Annotated in this window: 15 protein-coding genes; 7 read left to right on the plus strand and 8 right to left on the minus strand. The window is 71.9% G+C overall.

Features of this window, described 5'->3' with window-relative positions:
* Positions 1-124: 124 nt before the first annotated feature.
* Positions 125-1,147 carry a VOC family protein gene (locus AMK22_RS40845; RefSeq protein WP_242433990.1) on the minus strand — a complete coding sequence of 341 codons (1,023 nt, stop codon included), beginning with the start codon at positions 1,145-1,147 and terminating at the stop codon, positions 125-127.
* Positions 1,148-1,515: 368 nt separating this feature from the next.
* On the opposite strand from AMK22_RS40845, the gene AMK22_RS15715 reads away from it, so the two are divergent.
* Entirely contained in the window at positions 1,516-2,163 is a 648-nt protein-coding gene (locus AMK22_RS15715; protein ID WP_073785475.1) for a TetR family transcriptional regulator, read from the plus strand.
* Between the two features lie 200 nt (positions 2,164-2,363).
* Here AMK22_RS15715 and AMK22_RS15720 read toward each other — a convergent pair whose 3' ends face one another.
* Both AMK22_RS15720 and AMK22_RS15725 read right to left on the minus strand, forming a co-directional pair.
* Positions 2,364-2,879: a nitroreductase family deazaflavin-dependent oxidoreductase gene (locus AMK22_RS15720; RefSeq protein ID WP_073785477.1), complete on the minus strand. Its 516-nt coding sequence runs from the start codon at positions 2,877-2,879 to the stop codon at positions 2,364-2,366.
* Positions 2,879-4,120 carry an acyl-CoA dehydrogenase family protein gene (locus tag AMK22_RS15725; RefSeq protein ID WP_073785479.1) on the minus strand — a complete coding sequence of 414 codons (1,242 nt, stop codon included), beginning with the start codon at positions 4,118-4,120 and terminating at the stop codon, positions 2,879-2,881. The genes AMK22_RS15720 and AMK22_RS15725 overlap by 1 nt, the downstream gene beginning before the upstream one ends.
* Positions 4,121-4,384: 264 nt before the next feature.
* On the opposite strand from AMK22_RS15725, the gene AMK22_RS15730 reads away from it, so the two are divergent.
* Together AMK22_RS15730 and AMK22_RS15735 are read left to right on the plus strand one after the other, a co-directional pair.
* Entirely contained in the window at positions 4,385-5,554 is a 1,170-nt protein-coding gene (locus AMK22_RS15730) for a thiolase C-terminal domain-containing protein (protein ID WP_073785481.1), read from the plus strand.
* Positions 5,555-5,743: 189 nt separating this feature from the next.
* Positions 5,744-6,433: a pyridoxine/pyridoxamine 5'-phosphate oxidase gene (locus AMK22_RS15735; protein ID WP_443333295.1), complete on the plus strand. Its 690-nt coding sequence runs from the start codon at positions 5,744-5,746 to the stop codon at positions 6,431-6,433.
* Between the two features lie 293 nt (positions 6,434-6,726).
* On the opposite strand, the gene AMK22_RS15740 is transcribed toward AMK22_RS15735, so the two are convergent.
* Together AMK22_RS15740 and AMK22_RS15745 are read right to left on the minus strand one after the other, a co-directional pair.
* Positions 6,727-6,915, minus strand: coding sequence for a ferredoxin (locus tag AMK22_RS15740; protein ID WP_073785485.1), 189 nt, complete (start codon positions 6,913-6,915; stop codon positions 6,727-6,729).
* A gap of 80 nt (positions 6,916-6,995) precedes the next feature.
* On the minus strand, positions 6,996-8,192 hold the full coding sequence (locus AMK22_RS15745; RefSeq protein ID WP_073785487.1) for a cytochrome P450: 1,197 nt from the start codon (positions 8,190-8,192) through the stop codon (positions 6,996-6,998).
* A 318-nt stretch (positions 8,193-8,510) separates the two neighbouring features.
* Here AMK22_RS15745 and htpX point away from each other — a divergent pair, with 318 nt between their 5' ends.
* The 3 genes from htpX to AMK22_RS15760 all read left to right on the plus strand — a co-directional run bounded on the left by htpX (position 8,511) and on the right by AMK22_RS15760 (position 10,787).
* Positions 8,511-9,422: a zinc metalloprotease HtpX gene (gene htpX, locus AMK22_RS15750; protein WP_073785489.1), complete on the plus strand. Its 912-nt coding sequence runs from the start codon at positions 8,511-8,513 to the stop codon at positions 9,420-9,422.
* A gap of 80 nt (positions 9,423-9,502) precedes the next feature.
* Positions 9,503-10,087, plus strand: a complete 585-nt coding sequence (gene pspAB, locus AMK22_RS15755) for a PspA-associated protein PspAB (protein ID WP_073785491.1) — start codon at positions 9,503-9,505, stop codon at positions 10,085-10,087.
* Between the two features lie 109 nt (positions 10,088-10,196).
* Positions 10,197-10,787 (plus strand): DUF1707 SHOCT-like domain-containing protein, encoded by a 591-nt coding sequence (locus tag AMK22_RS15760; RefSeq protein ID WP_073785493.1) that lies wholly within the window; start codon positions 10,197-10,199, stop codon positions 10,785-10,787.
* 31 nt (positions 10,788-10,818) lie between these two features.
* Here the strand turns inward: AMK22_RS15760 and AMK22_RS15765 are convergent, their stop codons facing one another.
* Positions 10,819-11,235, minus strand: coding sequence for a Zn-ribbon domain-containing OB-fold protein (locus AMK22_RS15765; RefSeq protein ID WP_073785495.1), 417 nt, complete (start codon positions 11,233-11,235; stop codon positions 10,819-10,821).
* Positions 11,232-11,684: a DoxX family protein gene (locus tag AMK22_RS15770; protein ID WP_073785498.1), complete on the minus strand. Its 453-nt coding sequence runs from the start codon at positions 11,682-11,684 to the stop codon at positions 11,232-11,234. The genes AMK22_RS15765 and AMK22_RS15770 overlap by 4 nt, the downstream gene beginning before the upstream one ends.
* Positions 11,685-11,865: 181 nt before the next feature.
* On the opposite strand from AMK22_RS15770, the gene AMK22_RS15775 reads away from it, so the two are divergent.
* Complete coding sequence (locus AMK22_RS15775) at positions 11,866-13,080, plus strand: flavin-containing monooxygenase (RefSeq protein WP_073785500.1); 1,215 nt, start codon at positions 11,866-11,868, stop codon at positions 13,078-13,080.
* Between the two features lie 150 nt (positions 13,081-13,230).
* On the opposite strand, the gene AMK22_RS15780 is transcribed toward AMK22_RS15775, so the two are convergent.
* Positions 13,231-14,640, minus strand: coding sequence for a hypothetical protein (locus tag AMK22_RS15780; protein WP_073785502.1), 1,410 nt, complete (start codon positions 14,638-14,640; stop codon positions 13,231-13,233).
* Positions 14,641-14,977 lie beyond the last annotated feature (337 nt).

Raw genomic sequence — 14,977 nt, forward strand, 5'->3', positions numbered from 1 at the left:
GAAGCCCGCGAAAACCCGCCTTGTGCGGCGTCTCACCACTGGGCACCACCGGGCGGTGCGCACCCCGATTGTTCCTGGCTGAGCCCCCGGTTGCGAACCCGGGGGCGGACCGGGGTGTCACAGGTCACTCCGTCCGCTTCCCGGACACAACGGGCTGAAGCACGGCGAACACGGCGCCCTGATCGTCCTGGAGCACCGCCATCCGTCCGTACGGGATGTCGAAGGGCGGCTCGGTGATACGACCGCCGAGGCGTACGGCGTGACCTGCGGTGGAGTTGCAGTCCTCGACCGCGAAGCAGACGAGGAAGTAACTGGGCAGTTCGGCGGGGAAGGCGTCGGTGATGACGCTGCGGCCACCGATCGCGGTGGCGGGCCCCGGTTCGGTGCCCGCCGGGGACCACATACGGAAATCGGGACCGGAGGCGGCGGATCCGTGCTCGGTCGCATCGGGTTCGGCGGACCCGGGCTCGGCGGATCCCCGCTCGGTCGTATCGGGTTCGGCGGATCCTGGCTCGGCGGTTCCGTTTCCGGTCGCTCCGGGCTCGGCGGATCCGGAGCCGCCCGCGCCGGAGGGACCGGAGGCGTCGGAGGTGCCGGGAACATCGGAGTCGGAGGCGTCGGAGCCGGAGTCACCGGAATCGGAGGCGTCGGCACCGGAGGCGCCGAGATCGGTGCCCTGGAAGCCGAAGACCTCCTCGTAGAAGGCGTCGACGCGGTCCCGCTGCCGGGTGTGGACCTCGGTCCAGCAGAACGAGACGGGTTCGTTCTGCTTCTCGAAGCCCTCGCGCTCACCGGCCTGCCACAGACCGAACACCGCCCCACCGGGGTCGGCCGCCTGGGCGACCACCCCCGCACGGCCGGCCCATACGGGATCGGTGATCACCGTGCCGCCCGCCTCCCTGATCCGGGCGACGGACGCGGCGGCGTCGTCGGTCGCGAAGTAGATCCCCCAGGCGGTGGGCATGCGGCCGTCCTGCTTGGCGACGAGTGCGGCGACCAGCCTGCCGCCGCTGTACGCGTCCGCGTACGGGCCCTCGCCGGGCCGGAAGGTCCAGCCGAACAGCTCGCCGTAGAAGCGCTTGCCCGCTTCGAGGTCGGGAAGCTGCACATCCACCCAGCACGGCGCGGATCGCGCGAATGCGGCCATGGCCCGGTCCTTCCGTGTTCACGCCGTTGCCCCGACCGCTCTCGACCACCCGGCCGTTCGCGGTCGCGTTCGGCCGTCCGCGATGGTTCACGGTTCACATCGGTGACGCTCGTCACAGCAAACGTAACCGCGAGTGGCGCATGCCGCGCCCCGGGTGACCACACCGGGCTCACCCTTCGAAGGAAAGTTCGATATCTATGGCGTCACAGAAAGTTATCCACCGAAGTTATCCACAGGCTGTTGATAGGACTTGTCTGCCTGTGGGGTCCATGCGTCACTTTTCAGCCACTCCCCCCGGCGCACCTGCGGGGCTCCCCATTTGCAGTCGGCCGAATCGCGCTCGGATCACCCCTCGGTAAGCTGACGGCATGACAGGACAAGTACGCACCGTCGATGGCCGCGTGGCCGGTCGACGCGGACAGGCGACGCGGCAGAAGCTGCTCGACTGCCTCAGCGAGATGCTCAGTTCCTCGCCGTACCGGGACGTCAAGGTCATCGACGTGGCCCGTAGGGCGGGGACTTCACCCGCGACCTTCTACCAGTACTTCCCCGACGTCGAGGGCGCCGTCCTCGAAATCGCCGAGGAAATGGCCAAAGAGGGCGCCGGATTGACCGAATTGGTCGCCGGTCGCTCCTGGGTCGGCAAGGCCGGCTGGCAGACCGCCGAAGAGCTCGTCGAGGGGTTCCTCGACTTCTGGCGACATCATGACGCGATCCTGCGCGTGGTCGACCTCGGAGCGGCCGAGGGCGACAAACGCTTCTACAAGATCCGCATGAAGATCCTCAATTCGGTGACCAACTCCCTCACGGAGGCGGTGAAGGACCTCCAGGCCCGCGGCAAGGTCGACAAGGACGTCAGCGCCGCCGCGATGGCCGGCTCGATCGTCGCGATGCTGGCCTCGGTCGCCTCCCACCAGAAGGGCTTCACGACCTGGGGCGTGAAGCAGGCCGAACTCAAGCCGAACCTCGCACTGTTGGTGCATCTGGGCATCACCGGAAGGAAACCGACGAGGTAGTCCCGCGCAGGGTCCCCCTCACTTCCCCCACTGGGTACCGTCCGGCCGATCCGGGCGCCCCAGGTCCTGTCTCGCCGACGGCGGACCACATTGTGGTCCGCCGTCGGCGTATCCGGCTCCCCGGGTGCCCCGCTGCGCATCACCGGTTCGTCGCGCGCCCCACGGCTCCGCCGGACGGCCGGCCCCGCCGGTTCGCTCCGTCAGCCCGTCGCGTCACCCGACTGTTCCAGTCTGAAGAGCCGGATCTCCCGCTCGATCCGCGCCTGGTAGGACGCGTACGGGGGCCAGAACCTCAGCGCCGCCCGCCACGCCGCCTCCCGCTCCGCCCCCTTCAGCAGTCTGGCGCGGACGGGGATGTCGCGCCCGTTCCAGTTGACGACGGCCTTGTCGGGACCGGCCAGCAGGTTCGCGGTCCAGGCCGGATGCCCCGGGCGGCCGAAGTTGCTGCCGACCAGGATCCAGCTCCGGGGTGTCCCGTCCCCCGGCACGGCCGCCCCGCCCTCCGGCATGCAGGCCAGCGGAGTGGTCCTGGGACGCCCGCTCCTCGCGCCCGGCACCGTGAGCACCAGCCCCGGCAGCATCCGGGCGCTGAGCAGCACCCTGCCGCGCGTGAGCCGGTGCACCGCCCGGTCCATGGCCGGGATGACGTGCGGGGCGATCCTCGCGAAGGCGCGGGTGGCGGAGACCTTCTGGATCAGCCGGAAACCGAACGCCATCAGACGGCCACCCTCCCGGCCGCCCGTGCGCCGTCGGGATGTTCGTCGCCGGGGCGCGCGCCGCCGGGAGGCGCGAACAGCCCGGCCAGCTCCGCCGCGTGGGCGCGGAGCCCGTGGACGGGCCCGAAGAGCAGTTCGTCCGCGGCGGCCCGCTTGAAGTACAGGTGGGCGTCGTGCTCCCAGGTGAACCCGATCCCGCCGTGCAGTTGCACGGTCTCGGCCGCGGTGGTCCGCAGGGCCTCCAGTGCCTGGGCGAGGGCGAGGCCCCCGGCGGCGGCCGGGTCCCGGGCCGCGTAGTACGCCGCGGAACGAGCGGCCCGTACCCGTACGTACAGGTCCGCGAGACGGTGCTTCACGGCCTGGAAGGAGCCGATCGCCCGGCCGAACTGTTCGCGCGTCCCGACGTACTCGACGGTCCGCTCCAGCGCGCTCGTCGCCGCCCCCACCGCCTCCGCCGCGAGCAGGGCGGCGACCGGGGGGCCGACGGAGGCGAGTGCGCCGGTCACGTCCGCGGTGCGGTCCGCTCCCAGGAGCTCGGCACCGGCGTCCCGCAGTTCGACGCGGGCCAGCGGGCGGGTCTCGTCCAGGGCGGTGCGACGGACCCGGACGACACCGGCCGCCCCGTCCGGGCGGACCAGGAAGAGGAGCGTACGGCTGCGCGGGAAGCCCCCGGCGTGGGCGGCGACCACGAGGATTCCCGCGCTGTGCCCGTCGAGGACCCGCGTGGCCTCCCCGTAAAGCCGCCAGCCCGCCCCGTCGGCGGCCGGTACGGCCTGGATGCCGCCCGCCCTGCCGCCACCCGCCCAGGCGCCACCGGTCGGGTCGTCGGTGAGGCCGAGCGCGGCGGGGAGCGAGTCGCCGGGGACGGCGAGGGTCGCGGTCAGTCCGCCCGTGGCGAGGCGCGGCAGCAGGGCGGCGCGCTGGGCCCCGGTACCGAGTGCGGCGATCAGGGGCGCGGCCAGGGCGGCGGTGGCGATCAGCGGCGACGGCAGCAGGACCCGCCCGGTCTCCTCACAGGCGACGGCGAGTTCGGTGAGGCCGCAGCCGACACCCCCGTACTCCTCCGGGAGGGCGAGTCCGGGCAGCCCGAGGTCCCGGGCGAGGCGGTGCCACAGGGCCGTGTCGTATCCGTCGGCGGTGCGTACGGCGCTCCGGATTCCGTCCGATCCGGCGTGCTCGGCGAGCAGTTCCCGCAGGGTGCGGCGGATCGCGTCCTGCTCCGCGGTGAAGGCGGCGTCCATCGTCGGGCTCCTTCCCCTCGGCGGCCCCGGCCGCCGATCTGACGGTGCGTCATGTTAGGGGCGATCCACCGAGATGCCCAGAGCCGCGCAACCGGGGCGGTCACGCGACCGACGGGGCCGCCCGCATCGCCGACGGGGCGGCCCGGCCGACCGGCCCGCGCGGCACACACCCGGCCGATCGTGGAGCGGCCCGGCCGACCGGCCCGCGCGACGACGGCGTACACGACGGTCCGCCCGAAGCGAATCTGATGTACCGTCAGATTCATGTCTGCCTCCCACCGCAAGGTCGCCGTCGTCGGCATATCGCTCGCGGACTGCGGACGCGTCGACGACGCCACGCCGTACGCCCTGCACGCCCAGGCCGCGCGTCGGGCACTGGCCGATTCGGGCCTGGACCGGTCCGTGGTCGACGGTTTCGCCTCCGCCGGGCTCGGCGCGCTCGCCCCGGTCGAGGTCGCCGAGTACCTGGGGCTGAAGCCCAGATGGGTGGATTCCACCGCGGTGGGCGGCTCGACCTGGGAGGTGATGGCGGCCCACGCGGCGGACGCCGTCGCCGCGGGTCACGCCGATGCCGTCCTGCTGGTGTACGGGTCGACGGCCCGGGCGGACATCAGGGCGGGGCGCCGGACCTCCAACCTCTCCTTCGGGGCGCGCGGTCCGCTCCAGTTCGAGGTGCCGTACGGGCACTCGCTGATCGCGAAGTACGCGATGGCCGCCCGCCGCCACATGCACGAGTACGGGACGACCCTGGAACAGCTCGCCGAGGTGGCGGTCCAGGCCCGGGCGAACGCCGCGGCCAACCCGGACGCGATGTTCCGTGACCCGATCACCGTGGACGACGTGCTGTCGGGGCCGATGATCGCGGACCCGTTCACCAAGCTGCACTGCTGCATCCGCAGCGACGGCGGCTGCGCGGTGCTGCTGGCAGCCGAGGACCACGTACCGGACACGGCGAAGGACCCCGTGTGGGTCCTCGGCACGGGCGAGCACGTCTCGCACTCCGCCATGTCCGAGTGGGACGACTTCACGGTCTCCCCGGCGGCGGTCTCGGGCCGGCTGGCGTTCGAGCGGGCCGGGGTGCGGCCGTCGGACATCGATCTCGCGGAGATCTACGACGCGTTCACCTACATGACGCTGGTGACGCTGGAGGACCTGGGATTCTGCGCGAAGGGCGAGGGCGGCGCGTTCGTGGAGAAGGGCCGGACCGGCCTGACCGGCGAGCTGCCGGTCAACACGGACGGCGGCGGGCTGTCCGCCTGCCACCCCGGGATGCGTGGGCTGTTCCTGCTGGTGGAGGCGGTACGGCAGCTGCGCGGGGAGGCGGGCGCGCGCCAGGTGCGCAGGAGGGGCGGCCGACTGCCGGAACTGGCGGTGGCGTCGGGGACGGGCGGCTGGTTCTGTTCGTCGGGGACCGTGGTACTGGGGCGGGGCTGAAGCGGCCGACGCATGAGGCCCGGGCGAAGACACGGACGGGCCGGAAGCCGGAAGCACGGACGGAGGGACGGAGAGACGGAGAGACGGAGAGACGCAAGGACGGGAACACAGGAAGGGACCGGACAGGAACACGGGACGGGAACACGGGACGGGACCGCACGGGAACACGGCGAGCGGCCATGCGCTGCAATGGGGGCCATGAGTGACGTACAGAAGTCCGACGCGCGGCAGAGCTTCCTCGACCTGCTGCACGCCCAGCGCGTCTGGGACATCGACCTCCCGGCCTTCGCCCCGGACGCCGCCCCCGCCGCCCCGCTCCCCCTCTTCCACACGTGGTTCGCCGAGGCCGTGGCGGCCGGGCAGACCGAGCCGCACACGATGTCGCTGGCCACCGTCGACGCCGAGGGGCGGCCCGACGTGCGGACGGTGATGCTGCACGACGCGGACGAGCGCGGCTGGCACTTCGCCACCCACCGCACCAGCGCGAAGGGCCACCAGCTCACTGCCCACCCGCACGCCGCTCTCGGCTTCTACTGGCCCGCCCAGGGTCGGCAGGTACGGGTACGGGGGCCGGTCACCGCCTGCTCGCCCGCCGAGAGCCGGGCCGATCTGCGCGCCCGCTCGACCGGGGCGCTGGCGTCGGCGCTGGTCGGACGGCAGAGCGAGGTGCTGGGCTCGTACGACGATCTGAACCGCGCCTCCGACCTGGCCTGGGAGCGGGCCCGGGCGGAGCCGGACGCGGAGGTCGTGAGCTGGACGCGGTACGTGGTCGAGCCCCGGGCGGTCGAGTTCTTCCAGGGGGACGCCGAGCGACGGCACGTACGGCTGCGCTACGTCAGGCGGGAGAACGCCTGGGACCGGGAACTGCTCTGGCCCTGACCACGTACGGCCCACCCCCGCCGACCCACCACGGACGGCCCACCGCAGACGGCCCACCACGGACGGCCCACCACGGACGGCCCACCGCAGACGGCCCACCACGGACGGCCCACCGCAGACGGCCCACCACGGACGGCCCACCACGACCGCGCGGAAGGACCTGCCCGCACGGAAGTCCCTGCCCGCGCGGGCAGTGGTGCCCGCGTGGACACCGTGCGGGGACGCGACCCATTCGATGTCGCGTCCCCGCACGCTCACGGACCCACGGGTCGCACCCGGTGACCGGAGTGGTGTCAGGTGATGGTGATCGCCTGCACCGGGCAGGCGCGGGCGGCCTCCTTGACCGTGGGCCCTTCGAGGGCGTCCTCGTAGTCGGGCAGCAGTTCGCTGAACCCGTCGTCGTCCTGCGTGAACACCTTCGGTGCGTTGAGCGCGCACTGTCCCGCGCCGATGCACCGCTCCTTGTCGATGTCGATCCGCATCTCGTCACACCTTTCCGATCCGGCCGGTCGGGGCACTCCGGCCCCGGTCACCGGATCACCACGTCACGGGAGATTCGAGATCACCACGTCACGGGCAGTTCGAGCAGCCCTTGAATGGTGTCGCCCGGCTTGAACGGGACCTCGTCCGCGGGCACCGCCAGACTCAGCCCCGGAAGGCGCCGCAACAGCTCGCGCAGCGCGATCTCCAGTTCGGCCCGCGCCAGGTTCTGCCCCAGGCACTGGTGGACCCCGAACCCGAACGCGACGTGGTTGCGCGCGTTCCGGCCGACGTCCAGTTCGTCCGGCGCGGGGTAGACGTTCTCGTCGCGGTTGATCACCGAGGTGGACAGGATGATGCCGTCGCCCTCCCTGATGGTCACGCCGCCCACCTCGATGTCCGCCACGGCCACCCGCGCCATCCCGTCGGCGATGGACAGGAAGCGCAGCAGTTCCTCGACCGCGGAGGTCATCAGGTCGTCCGACTCGCGCATCCGGGCCAGCTGGTCGGGATGCTGGAGCAGGGTGAACGTACCGAGCGAGATCATGTTGGCGGTCGTCTCGTGGCCGGCCACGAGCAGGATCTCGGACAGCCGGACCAGTTGTTCGTGGTCCACGGCCCCGGTCTCCAGCTGCTTCGCGATGAGCTCGTCCAGCAGCCCCTCGCCCGGGGCGGTGCGCTTCTGCTCGATCAGCACACGGAAGTAGTCGTCGAGCGCCTCCCTCGCGGCCTCCACGTCGGCCGCCGCGGGACCGCGCAGCAGCTTGCGCGACTGCGCCTCGAAGAACTCGTGGTCGGAGTAGGGCACGCCGAGGAGCGAGCAGATGACCATGGAGGGCACGGGCAGTGCGAAGTCGCTGATCAGGTCGGTCGGCGGCCCCTGCTCGATCATCTGGTCGAGGAGCCGGTCCACGATCTGCTGGATATGCGGCCGCAGGGCCTCCGTCCGCTTGACCGTGAAGCTCGGGATCAGCATCCGGCGCTGGACGTTGTGTTCCGGGTCGTCGACGCCGATCAGTTCGACACGGCGCAGGGACGACTTGGCCACCCGTTCGGCGAAGATCGGGAACGAGGGGTTCTCCCGGTCGGACGACACTCTCGGGTCCACCAGGAGTGAGCGCGCCTCGGCGTGTCCCGTCACCATCCACACCGTGCGTCCATCGAACAGACGAACAGGGAAGACGGGCTGGTCACCGTGGTGCGCGCCGCGGTATTCGGTCGGGGGGTGATAGGGGCAGGTGCGGTTCTGCGGGAACGGGATGGTCTCGGCAACTGCCATGGCAGACCTCGCAGGGGTGGAGGGAGTCCTACCGATCTCTGCCCACTAGATGCCCGAGGCATCTAATGGGTCCAGGTGATGTTCGGCCAAATATCCTCCGGCGGTCCCTCGGGCCCTCCCTGATCCATTTTCTCTCCGTCGGCCACTCTCCCGCCGCCGGACCGAGCGCGCACGTCGAGCCCCTCCCCGGCCCCCGTCTCCCGCACGTGCCCCGCTCTCGCACCTCCTCCCCCTCCCGCCCGTCCCCGCTCTCGCCTTGTCCCCGCTTTTCGGGTGAAAGGGGCAAGATGGAAGTCGACAGGGCGACTGGAGGCGACTATGAGCCGGACCCGTTCCCGTTACGCCCCGGACAGTGGGCTGACCACCCGCATGGTCAGCACCATGTTCCTGATCGGACTGCTGTACGTGGTCCTGGTCGGCGTACTGCTCGCCGTGCTGCGCGGCGCCTGGCCGATCATCCTGATCCTGGTCGGCGGCATGTTCATCGCGCAGTTCTGGTTCAGTGACCGCATCGCGGCGTTCAGCATGGGTGCCCGCGAGGTGACGCCGGAGGAGGCGCCCGAGCTGCACGGCGCCATCGACCGGATCTGCGCCCTTGCCGACATGCCGAAGCCGCGCGTGGCCATCGCGCAGAGCGACGTACCGAACGCCTTCGCCACGGGCCGCAGCGAGAAGACGGCCCTGGTCTGCGCCACCACCGGACTCCTGCGCAGGCTGGAGCCGCCGGAGCTGGAGGGTGTGCTCGCGCACGAGATGTCGCATGTGGCCCACCGCGACGTGGCCGTGATGACGATCGCCTCGTTCCTCGGCGTGCTGGCCGGGATCATCACCCGTGTCGCCCTGTGGGGCGGCCTCTCCCGCAGCAGCCGGAGCAACGATCCCATCGGCATCGTGGTTCTGCTGATCCCGCTGATCAGCGCGGTCGTGTACGTGCTGAGCTTCCTGCTCACCCGACTGCTCTCGCGCTACCGCGAGCTGTCCGCCGACCGGGCCGCCGCCCTGCTGACCGGCCGCCCCTCGGCCCTCGCCTCCGCCCTCACGAAGGTGAGCGGCCAGATGGCCCGCATCCCGACCGAGGACCTGCGCAAGGCGGAGCCGTACAACGCCTTCTACTTCGTCCCCGCGTTCTCGTCCAAGGAGAGCCTGAGCCGGCTGCTCTCCTCCCACCCGACCCTGGAACAGCGCCTCGACCAGCTGGCCCGCATCTCCGCCGACCTCGCCCGCCCGTGAGCCGGGCCCCCGCTCACCCGCGAGCCGGCCCCGCCCCGTCCACGACCCGCCAAGGACCAGAACCCCCGTAAGGAACGTTCATGGGTCTTCTCGACGCCATCCTGGGCCGCAGCAAACCGGTCCGCCCCGACCTCGATCAGCTCTTCGCCGTCCCCTCCGCCGCCCTCACCCTCCAGGCGGGCGCCGGGTTCACGCCCACCGGCCTCGGCTCGGTCTGCTTCGCCGGCGTCGAGGGCGGCTCCTTCGCCCGCGTACAGCAGGACGTGCGCGAACTCCTCGACGCCGACACCGACCGCGGCGGCGTCCCGGTGGAGTTCAGCCAGGACGCGTACGGCTACACCTGGCTGCTCGCCCGCCAGTCCCCGGACGACGTGGCGTCCCTGGTCAACGATCTGCACGCGGTCAACACCCTGCTCCAGGACGGCGGCTTCGGCCCGCAGCTGCTCTGCTCGCTGATCGGCTTCCGCGACGACCACGATCGCCCGCTGGCCCTGGTCTACCTGTACAAACGCGGCACGTTCTACCCGTTCGCGCCCGCGCCCGGCGGCGTCGAGAAGCGTGACAACCAGCTGGAGCTGCAGATCAGGGCGGTACTCGGGGACGACCTGCGGATGGAGAAGGACCTGGCGCGGTGGTTCCCGGTGTGGGGGGCGCCGGGCCTGTGAGGGAGACCTGGGGAGCTGCGGGGCGCGTGGCGAGCCGTTGAGGGATCGCCGGGTACGGGCGTGAACGCGACAGGCGCCTCACAACGCGCCCGTCCGTATCATCACTGCCATGACTGCTGAGCCCTCGCGTTCCGTCAAACCCCTGCGCGCTTCCGATGCCGACCGCGAGGCGGTGGTCGAACGGTTGCGGGAGGCGGCGGCCGAGGGACGCATCGACCTCGACGAACTGGACACCCGTCTCGGACTGGCCCTGTCCGCCAAGACCTGCGCGGAACTGGTACCCCTCACCGAGGACCTGGTGCCCGTCGCGGTGGCCGCGGGTGAGCCGCTGGTCCTCGACGGAGGCATGCACGGGGCGTCCCGCTCGGGACGCTGGAAGGTGCCCCCGGCGATACGCGCCCGGGCCGGCGCCGGCGGCGTCAGGATCGACTTCACCCTCGCCGACTGCCGGTGGCGTGAGATCGAACTGGACGTGCACGGGGGCATGGGGGGCGTGAAGATCGTCGTCCCGCAGGGCTGGGCCGTACAGGCCGACGAGCTGTCCCTCGGCCTCGGCGGACTGAAGGACAGGACCACGGGCGAGCGGGTTCCCGGTGCGCCGCTGCTCCGGCTGACGGGATCGTGCGGCATGGGGGGCGTGACCGTTCGCCACCCCAACTTCCGGGAACGCCGCAAGCTGCGCGACGCCGGGACGCGTTGAGACACCGGCACGCCGGGCATCGCATCGCGGCTCAGGGCCGGAAGACCGCAACGGCCTCCCGGCCCGGCTCCCGCCGGAACGTGACCCGCAGCGGCATACCGATCACCAGGTCCGGCTCCGCGCAGTCCACGATCTCCGTCATCATCCGCGGTCCCTCGGCCAGGTCGACCACGGCAGCGGTGTACGGGACCCGGGCGCCGAACGGCGGCAGGTCGTTGCGATGGACGACCGACCACGTGTACAGCGTGGCGTCCCCGCTGGCTCCCTCCCACACGACGTCCTCGCTCCAGCAGTACGGGCAGAACTCGCGCGGGTAGTGGTGGGCACGCCCACAGGCACCGCAGCGGCGCAGCAGCAGCCGCCCGCGGGCGGCGGCGTCCCAGTAGGGGCGGGTGAAGGCATCGGGTTCGGGAAGGTCGAAGCGCGGGGCGGGGCCGGTGGCGGTCACAGGAAGAGTCCGATCGCGTGGTCGAGGGACCAGGTCTGCCAGGACATCGCGAACAGCGCCACGAGCGAGATGAGCGCCATCATCGCGTTCTGTCCCTGCTCGGCCCAGTCGTGGATCATCAGCACCAGGTAGAGAAGGTTGAGGAGCAGCCCGCCGACGAGGGCGACGGGGGTGAGGAATCCGGCGACCAGACCCAGCCCGAGGGCGAGTTCGGCGTACACGACGACGTAGGCCATCGCCCTGGGGCGGGGGGCGACGATCCGCCGGAAGCCGGTGCGTACGGCACCCCACCGGTGTTTCGCCGCCACGTCGGCGGCCCAGGCGATGCCCGTACCGCGTTCGAACCAGCCCTTCTTGTCCTTGTGCCGCCAGCTCTCCAGCCACCACAGCCCGAGGCCCACCCGGAGAACGGCCAGCCACTCGGCTCCGCCGAGCCAGATCGTCTGCATGAGCCCTCCCACCCAAGGAATCTGACGGTACGTCAGTTCACCTGATGTCGGCGGCGGGCACAAGACGCAGGCCCCCACGAGCGATCGATTCCCGTGATCGATTCGGCCTGTGACCGATTCGCAATCGATTCCGGGCTTGACCGAGACCCATCAATCAACTTCGCGATTACGCTCCAGAACCATGTCGCACACCGCCCCCGCCGCGGCTGGTTCCGCCCCGGCCCTCAACGACCGCACCGAGGACCGGCCCGTGTACGTCATCGGCGGTGGTCCGGGCGGTCTGGCCGCCGCCGCGGCCCTGCGCGAACGCGGTGTGCGGGCGGTGGTGCTGGAGAAGTCCGGCGACGTCGGGGCGTCCTGGCGCGGCCACTACGACCGGCTGCGCCTGCACACCACCCGCCGCCGGTCCGCGCTGCCGGGCCTGGCGATGCCGCGCCGCTTCGGGCGCTGGGTGGCCCGGGACGACATGGTGCGCTACCTGGAGAAGTACGCCGAGCACCACGCGTTGGAGGTGGTGACGGGCGTCGAGGTCTCCCGCGTCGACCGGGCCCCGGACGGCTCCGACTGGCAGCTGGCCGCGAGCGGCGGACGGATGCTGACCGGACGCGCGGTCGTGGTCGCCACCGGCTTCAACCACACCCCGAGCGTCCCCGACTGGCCGGGGTGCGACACCTTCACCGGCGCGTTCGCGCACGCCTCCGAGTACCGCGGCGCCGCACCCTACGCGGGTCGGGACGTCCTCGTCGTCGGCATCGGCAACACGGGCGCCGAGATCGCCGTGGACCTGGTGGAGGGCGGGGCGTCACGGGTGCGGATCGCGGTGCGCACGGCGCCGCACATCGTGCGCCGCTCGACGCTCGGCTGGCCCTCCCAGGCGACGGCCGTCCTGGTGCGCAGGCTGCCGGTGTGGCTGGTGGACCCGGCCGCGCGCCTGATGAGCCGACTGGCGGTGCCCGACCTCGGCGCGTACGGGCTGCCGCGTCCGGACACCGGGCTGTACTCACGGGTCCGGGAGGGCGCCATTCCGGTGCAGGACGTGGGGCTGATAGCCGCGGTGAAGCGCGGCCGGGTGGTGCCGGTGGCGGCCGTCGAGTCGTTCGACGGGGACGCGGTGGTACTGGCCGACGGGAACCGGATCACCCCGGACGCGGTGATCGCGGCGACCGGCTACCGGCGGTCCCTGGAGGGGTTGGTCGGCCACCTCGGCGTGCTGGACGCCCGGGGCCGCCCGGTGGTGCGCGGCGGCCGTACGCCCAAGCAGGCTCCCGGCCTGTACTTCACCGGGTTCACCAACCCGATCAGCGGCATGCTGCGCGAAATGGCCCTGGACGCCCGGAAGATAGCCAGGAAGGTGGCCAGAAGAATCGCCAGGGGGACGGCACGCCGGGCCCGCTGACCGGCCTGCGCACCGGCGTTCCGCACATGCGCGCGGCGCGAGGTGCGCGGGACACGACGGGACCCGCGCGTGTGCGCGGGGCGCGAGGGGGCCTTCGGACACGCGCGGGGCGCGACCGGACGGACCCGGCCGCGCCCCGCACTCCGCCTGCTATCCCGCGGGGGTGGCGTCCGAGGTGGCGTTCACCACGAGCCGGGCGGTGTTGTTCCCGGCGTCCGGGTCGAACGGGAACGGCGTGCTGCCGAAGCTCGGCCGGAGAACGACCTGGCCGGTGGCGTCGGGCACGACCCGGTCGATGCGCAGCTTGAACGGGAAGGCGTGCGTCGTGTCCGGCAGCGTCCAGTACGGCAGGTCGCACACGTAGCGCGGGGCGCCGGTCCGGCCCGGCAGGGAGCCGTTGCCGTCCAGGGTGCGCGCAATGCACTCCTCGGGCGCGGAGGTGACGGTGACGCCCTCGGGGACGGTGAAGTCGACCAGGGCGACGGGGTCGCCGGAGCCGAGATTGCCGAGCCAGGCCGGACCGTTGTTGCGGAATCCGAGTTCGGCGGTCACGGTCTCACCGGCGACACCCGCGACGCGGGCACCCCGCGCCTCGAAGTCGGCGGTGTTCACCGCGCCGAGGGAGGCGATGGTGTAGTTGTCCTCCTCCGCCAGGTCGGTGGCCCCGTTGCCGGGCTCGACGCTGATGTCGAGGCGCTCGTCGTACGCGTGCGGGGCCAGGGCCACCCGCATCGGCTCGGGCAGCGCGAAGGACTCCCCCGGTTCGAGGACCTCGTCGAACGTACAGGTGGCCTCGGTCATCGGGGCGTAGTCGTCACCGCCGATGGTCCGGTAGGTGCACTCCGGGTACCGGGTGACGAGATCGAGCCCGTACGAGGCGACCAGCCTGGCGGTGAAGCCCTCGGAACGGTCGTCGCCCTTGTTGGTGAGCGTGAACGGCACGGTGTGCGTGCTGCCCGGCTGGGCGCCCTTCACCGGGGCGACGTTCCCGAGGGACAGGTCCGGCCCGCCGGCGACGGTGAGCGTGGTCTCGAACGAGTCGAGCGGGGCCTCCAGGCTGCCGGTGGGCCCGCCGGTGGCGACAGCCGCGTAGGTGATCCGGCCGTGCGCCCCGGCCGCCGCGCCTTCGGCGGCCCGCACCGTGAGGTGGACCTGCGGGCCGTAGGCGTCGCCGATGATCGGAACCTCGGGGACACCGCACACGGCGGTCGTCCCGCTCGGGGTGCAGTTGTCGGGCCAGGTCACCTCGGCCACTCCGGCGATGCCGGAGATGTCGACCGTGAGCCGGCCGTCCGTGACGGCGAAGTTGTCGTTGTCGTGGGAGAGCCCGATGTTCAGCGAACGGCTCTGCGGCTCGCCGTCGGAACCACCACCGAGCGGCAGGGTCTGTTCGATGGGCGCGTTGATCCACAACTGGTCGGTCTGGCCGGTCGGCTCGTCGGCGGACGCGGGTACCGCGGCTCCGACGGCGAGCAGTCCGGCGGTCAGCAGGCCGGTGGCCGCTGCGGCGGCGGTACGGGCCCCGAGGCGCGTGGTGCGCCGGGCGACGTCAGATCTCATTCTCTCTCCCAAAGGTGGGCCGTGGAAGGCGAGTTCGGCCGATGAAAACCGGCCTGCACATTGGACGTTCAAGATCACACAGAGGTTGTACGCCGCGTCCGGACGCCGGAGCCGGAGCCAGAACCGGAAGACCGAGCCGGCCAGAACCGCCTCGGACCGAACGGGATCACCCCGGACCGCCCCGGATCGGCCCCGACCGGCCCTCACGGACCGGAGGGTCCGCACGCCGTCCCCACTCCACGCGCGCACCGCCCGCACGCATTGCCCGCACACACGCATCGCCCGCATGCATCGCCTGCACACACGCATCGCCTGCACGTATTGCCTGCACACCCAT

The sequence above is a fragment of the Streptomyces sp. CB01580 genome (assembly GCF_001905795.1).
In the GTDB taxonomy this organism is placed as follows: Bacteria; Actinomycetota; Actinomycetes; order Streptomycetales; family Streptomycetaceae; genus Streptomyces.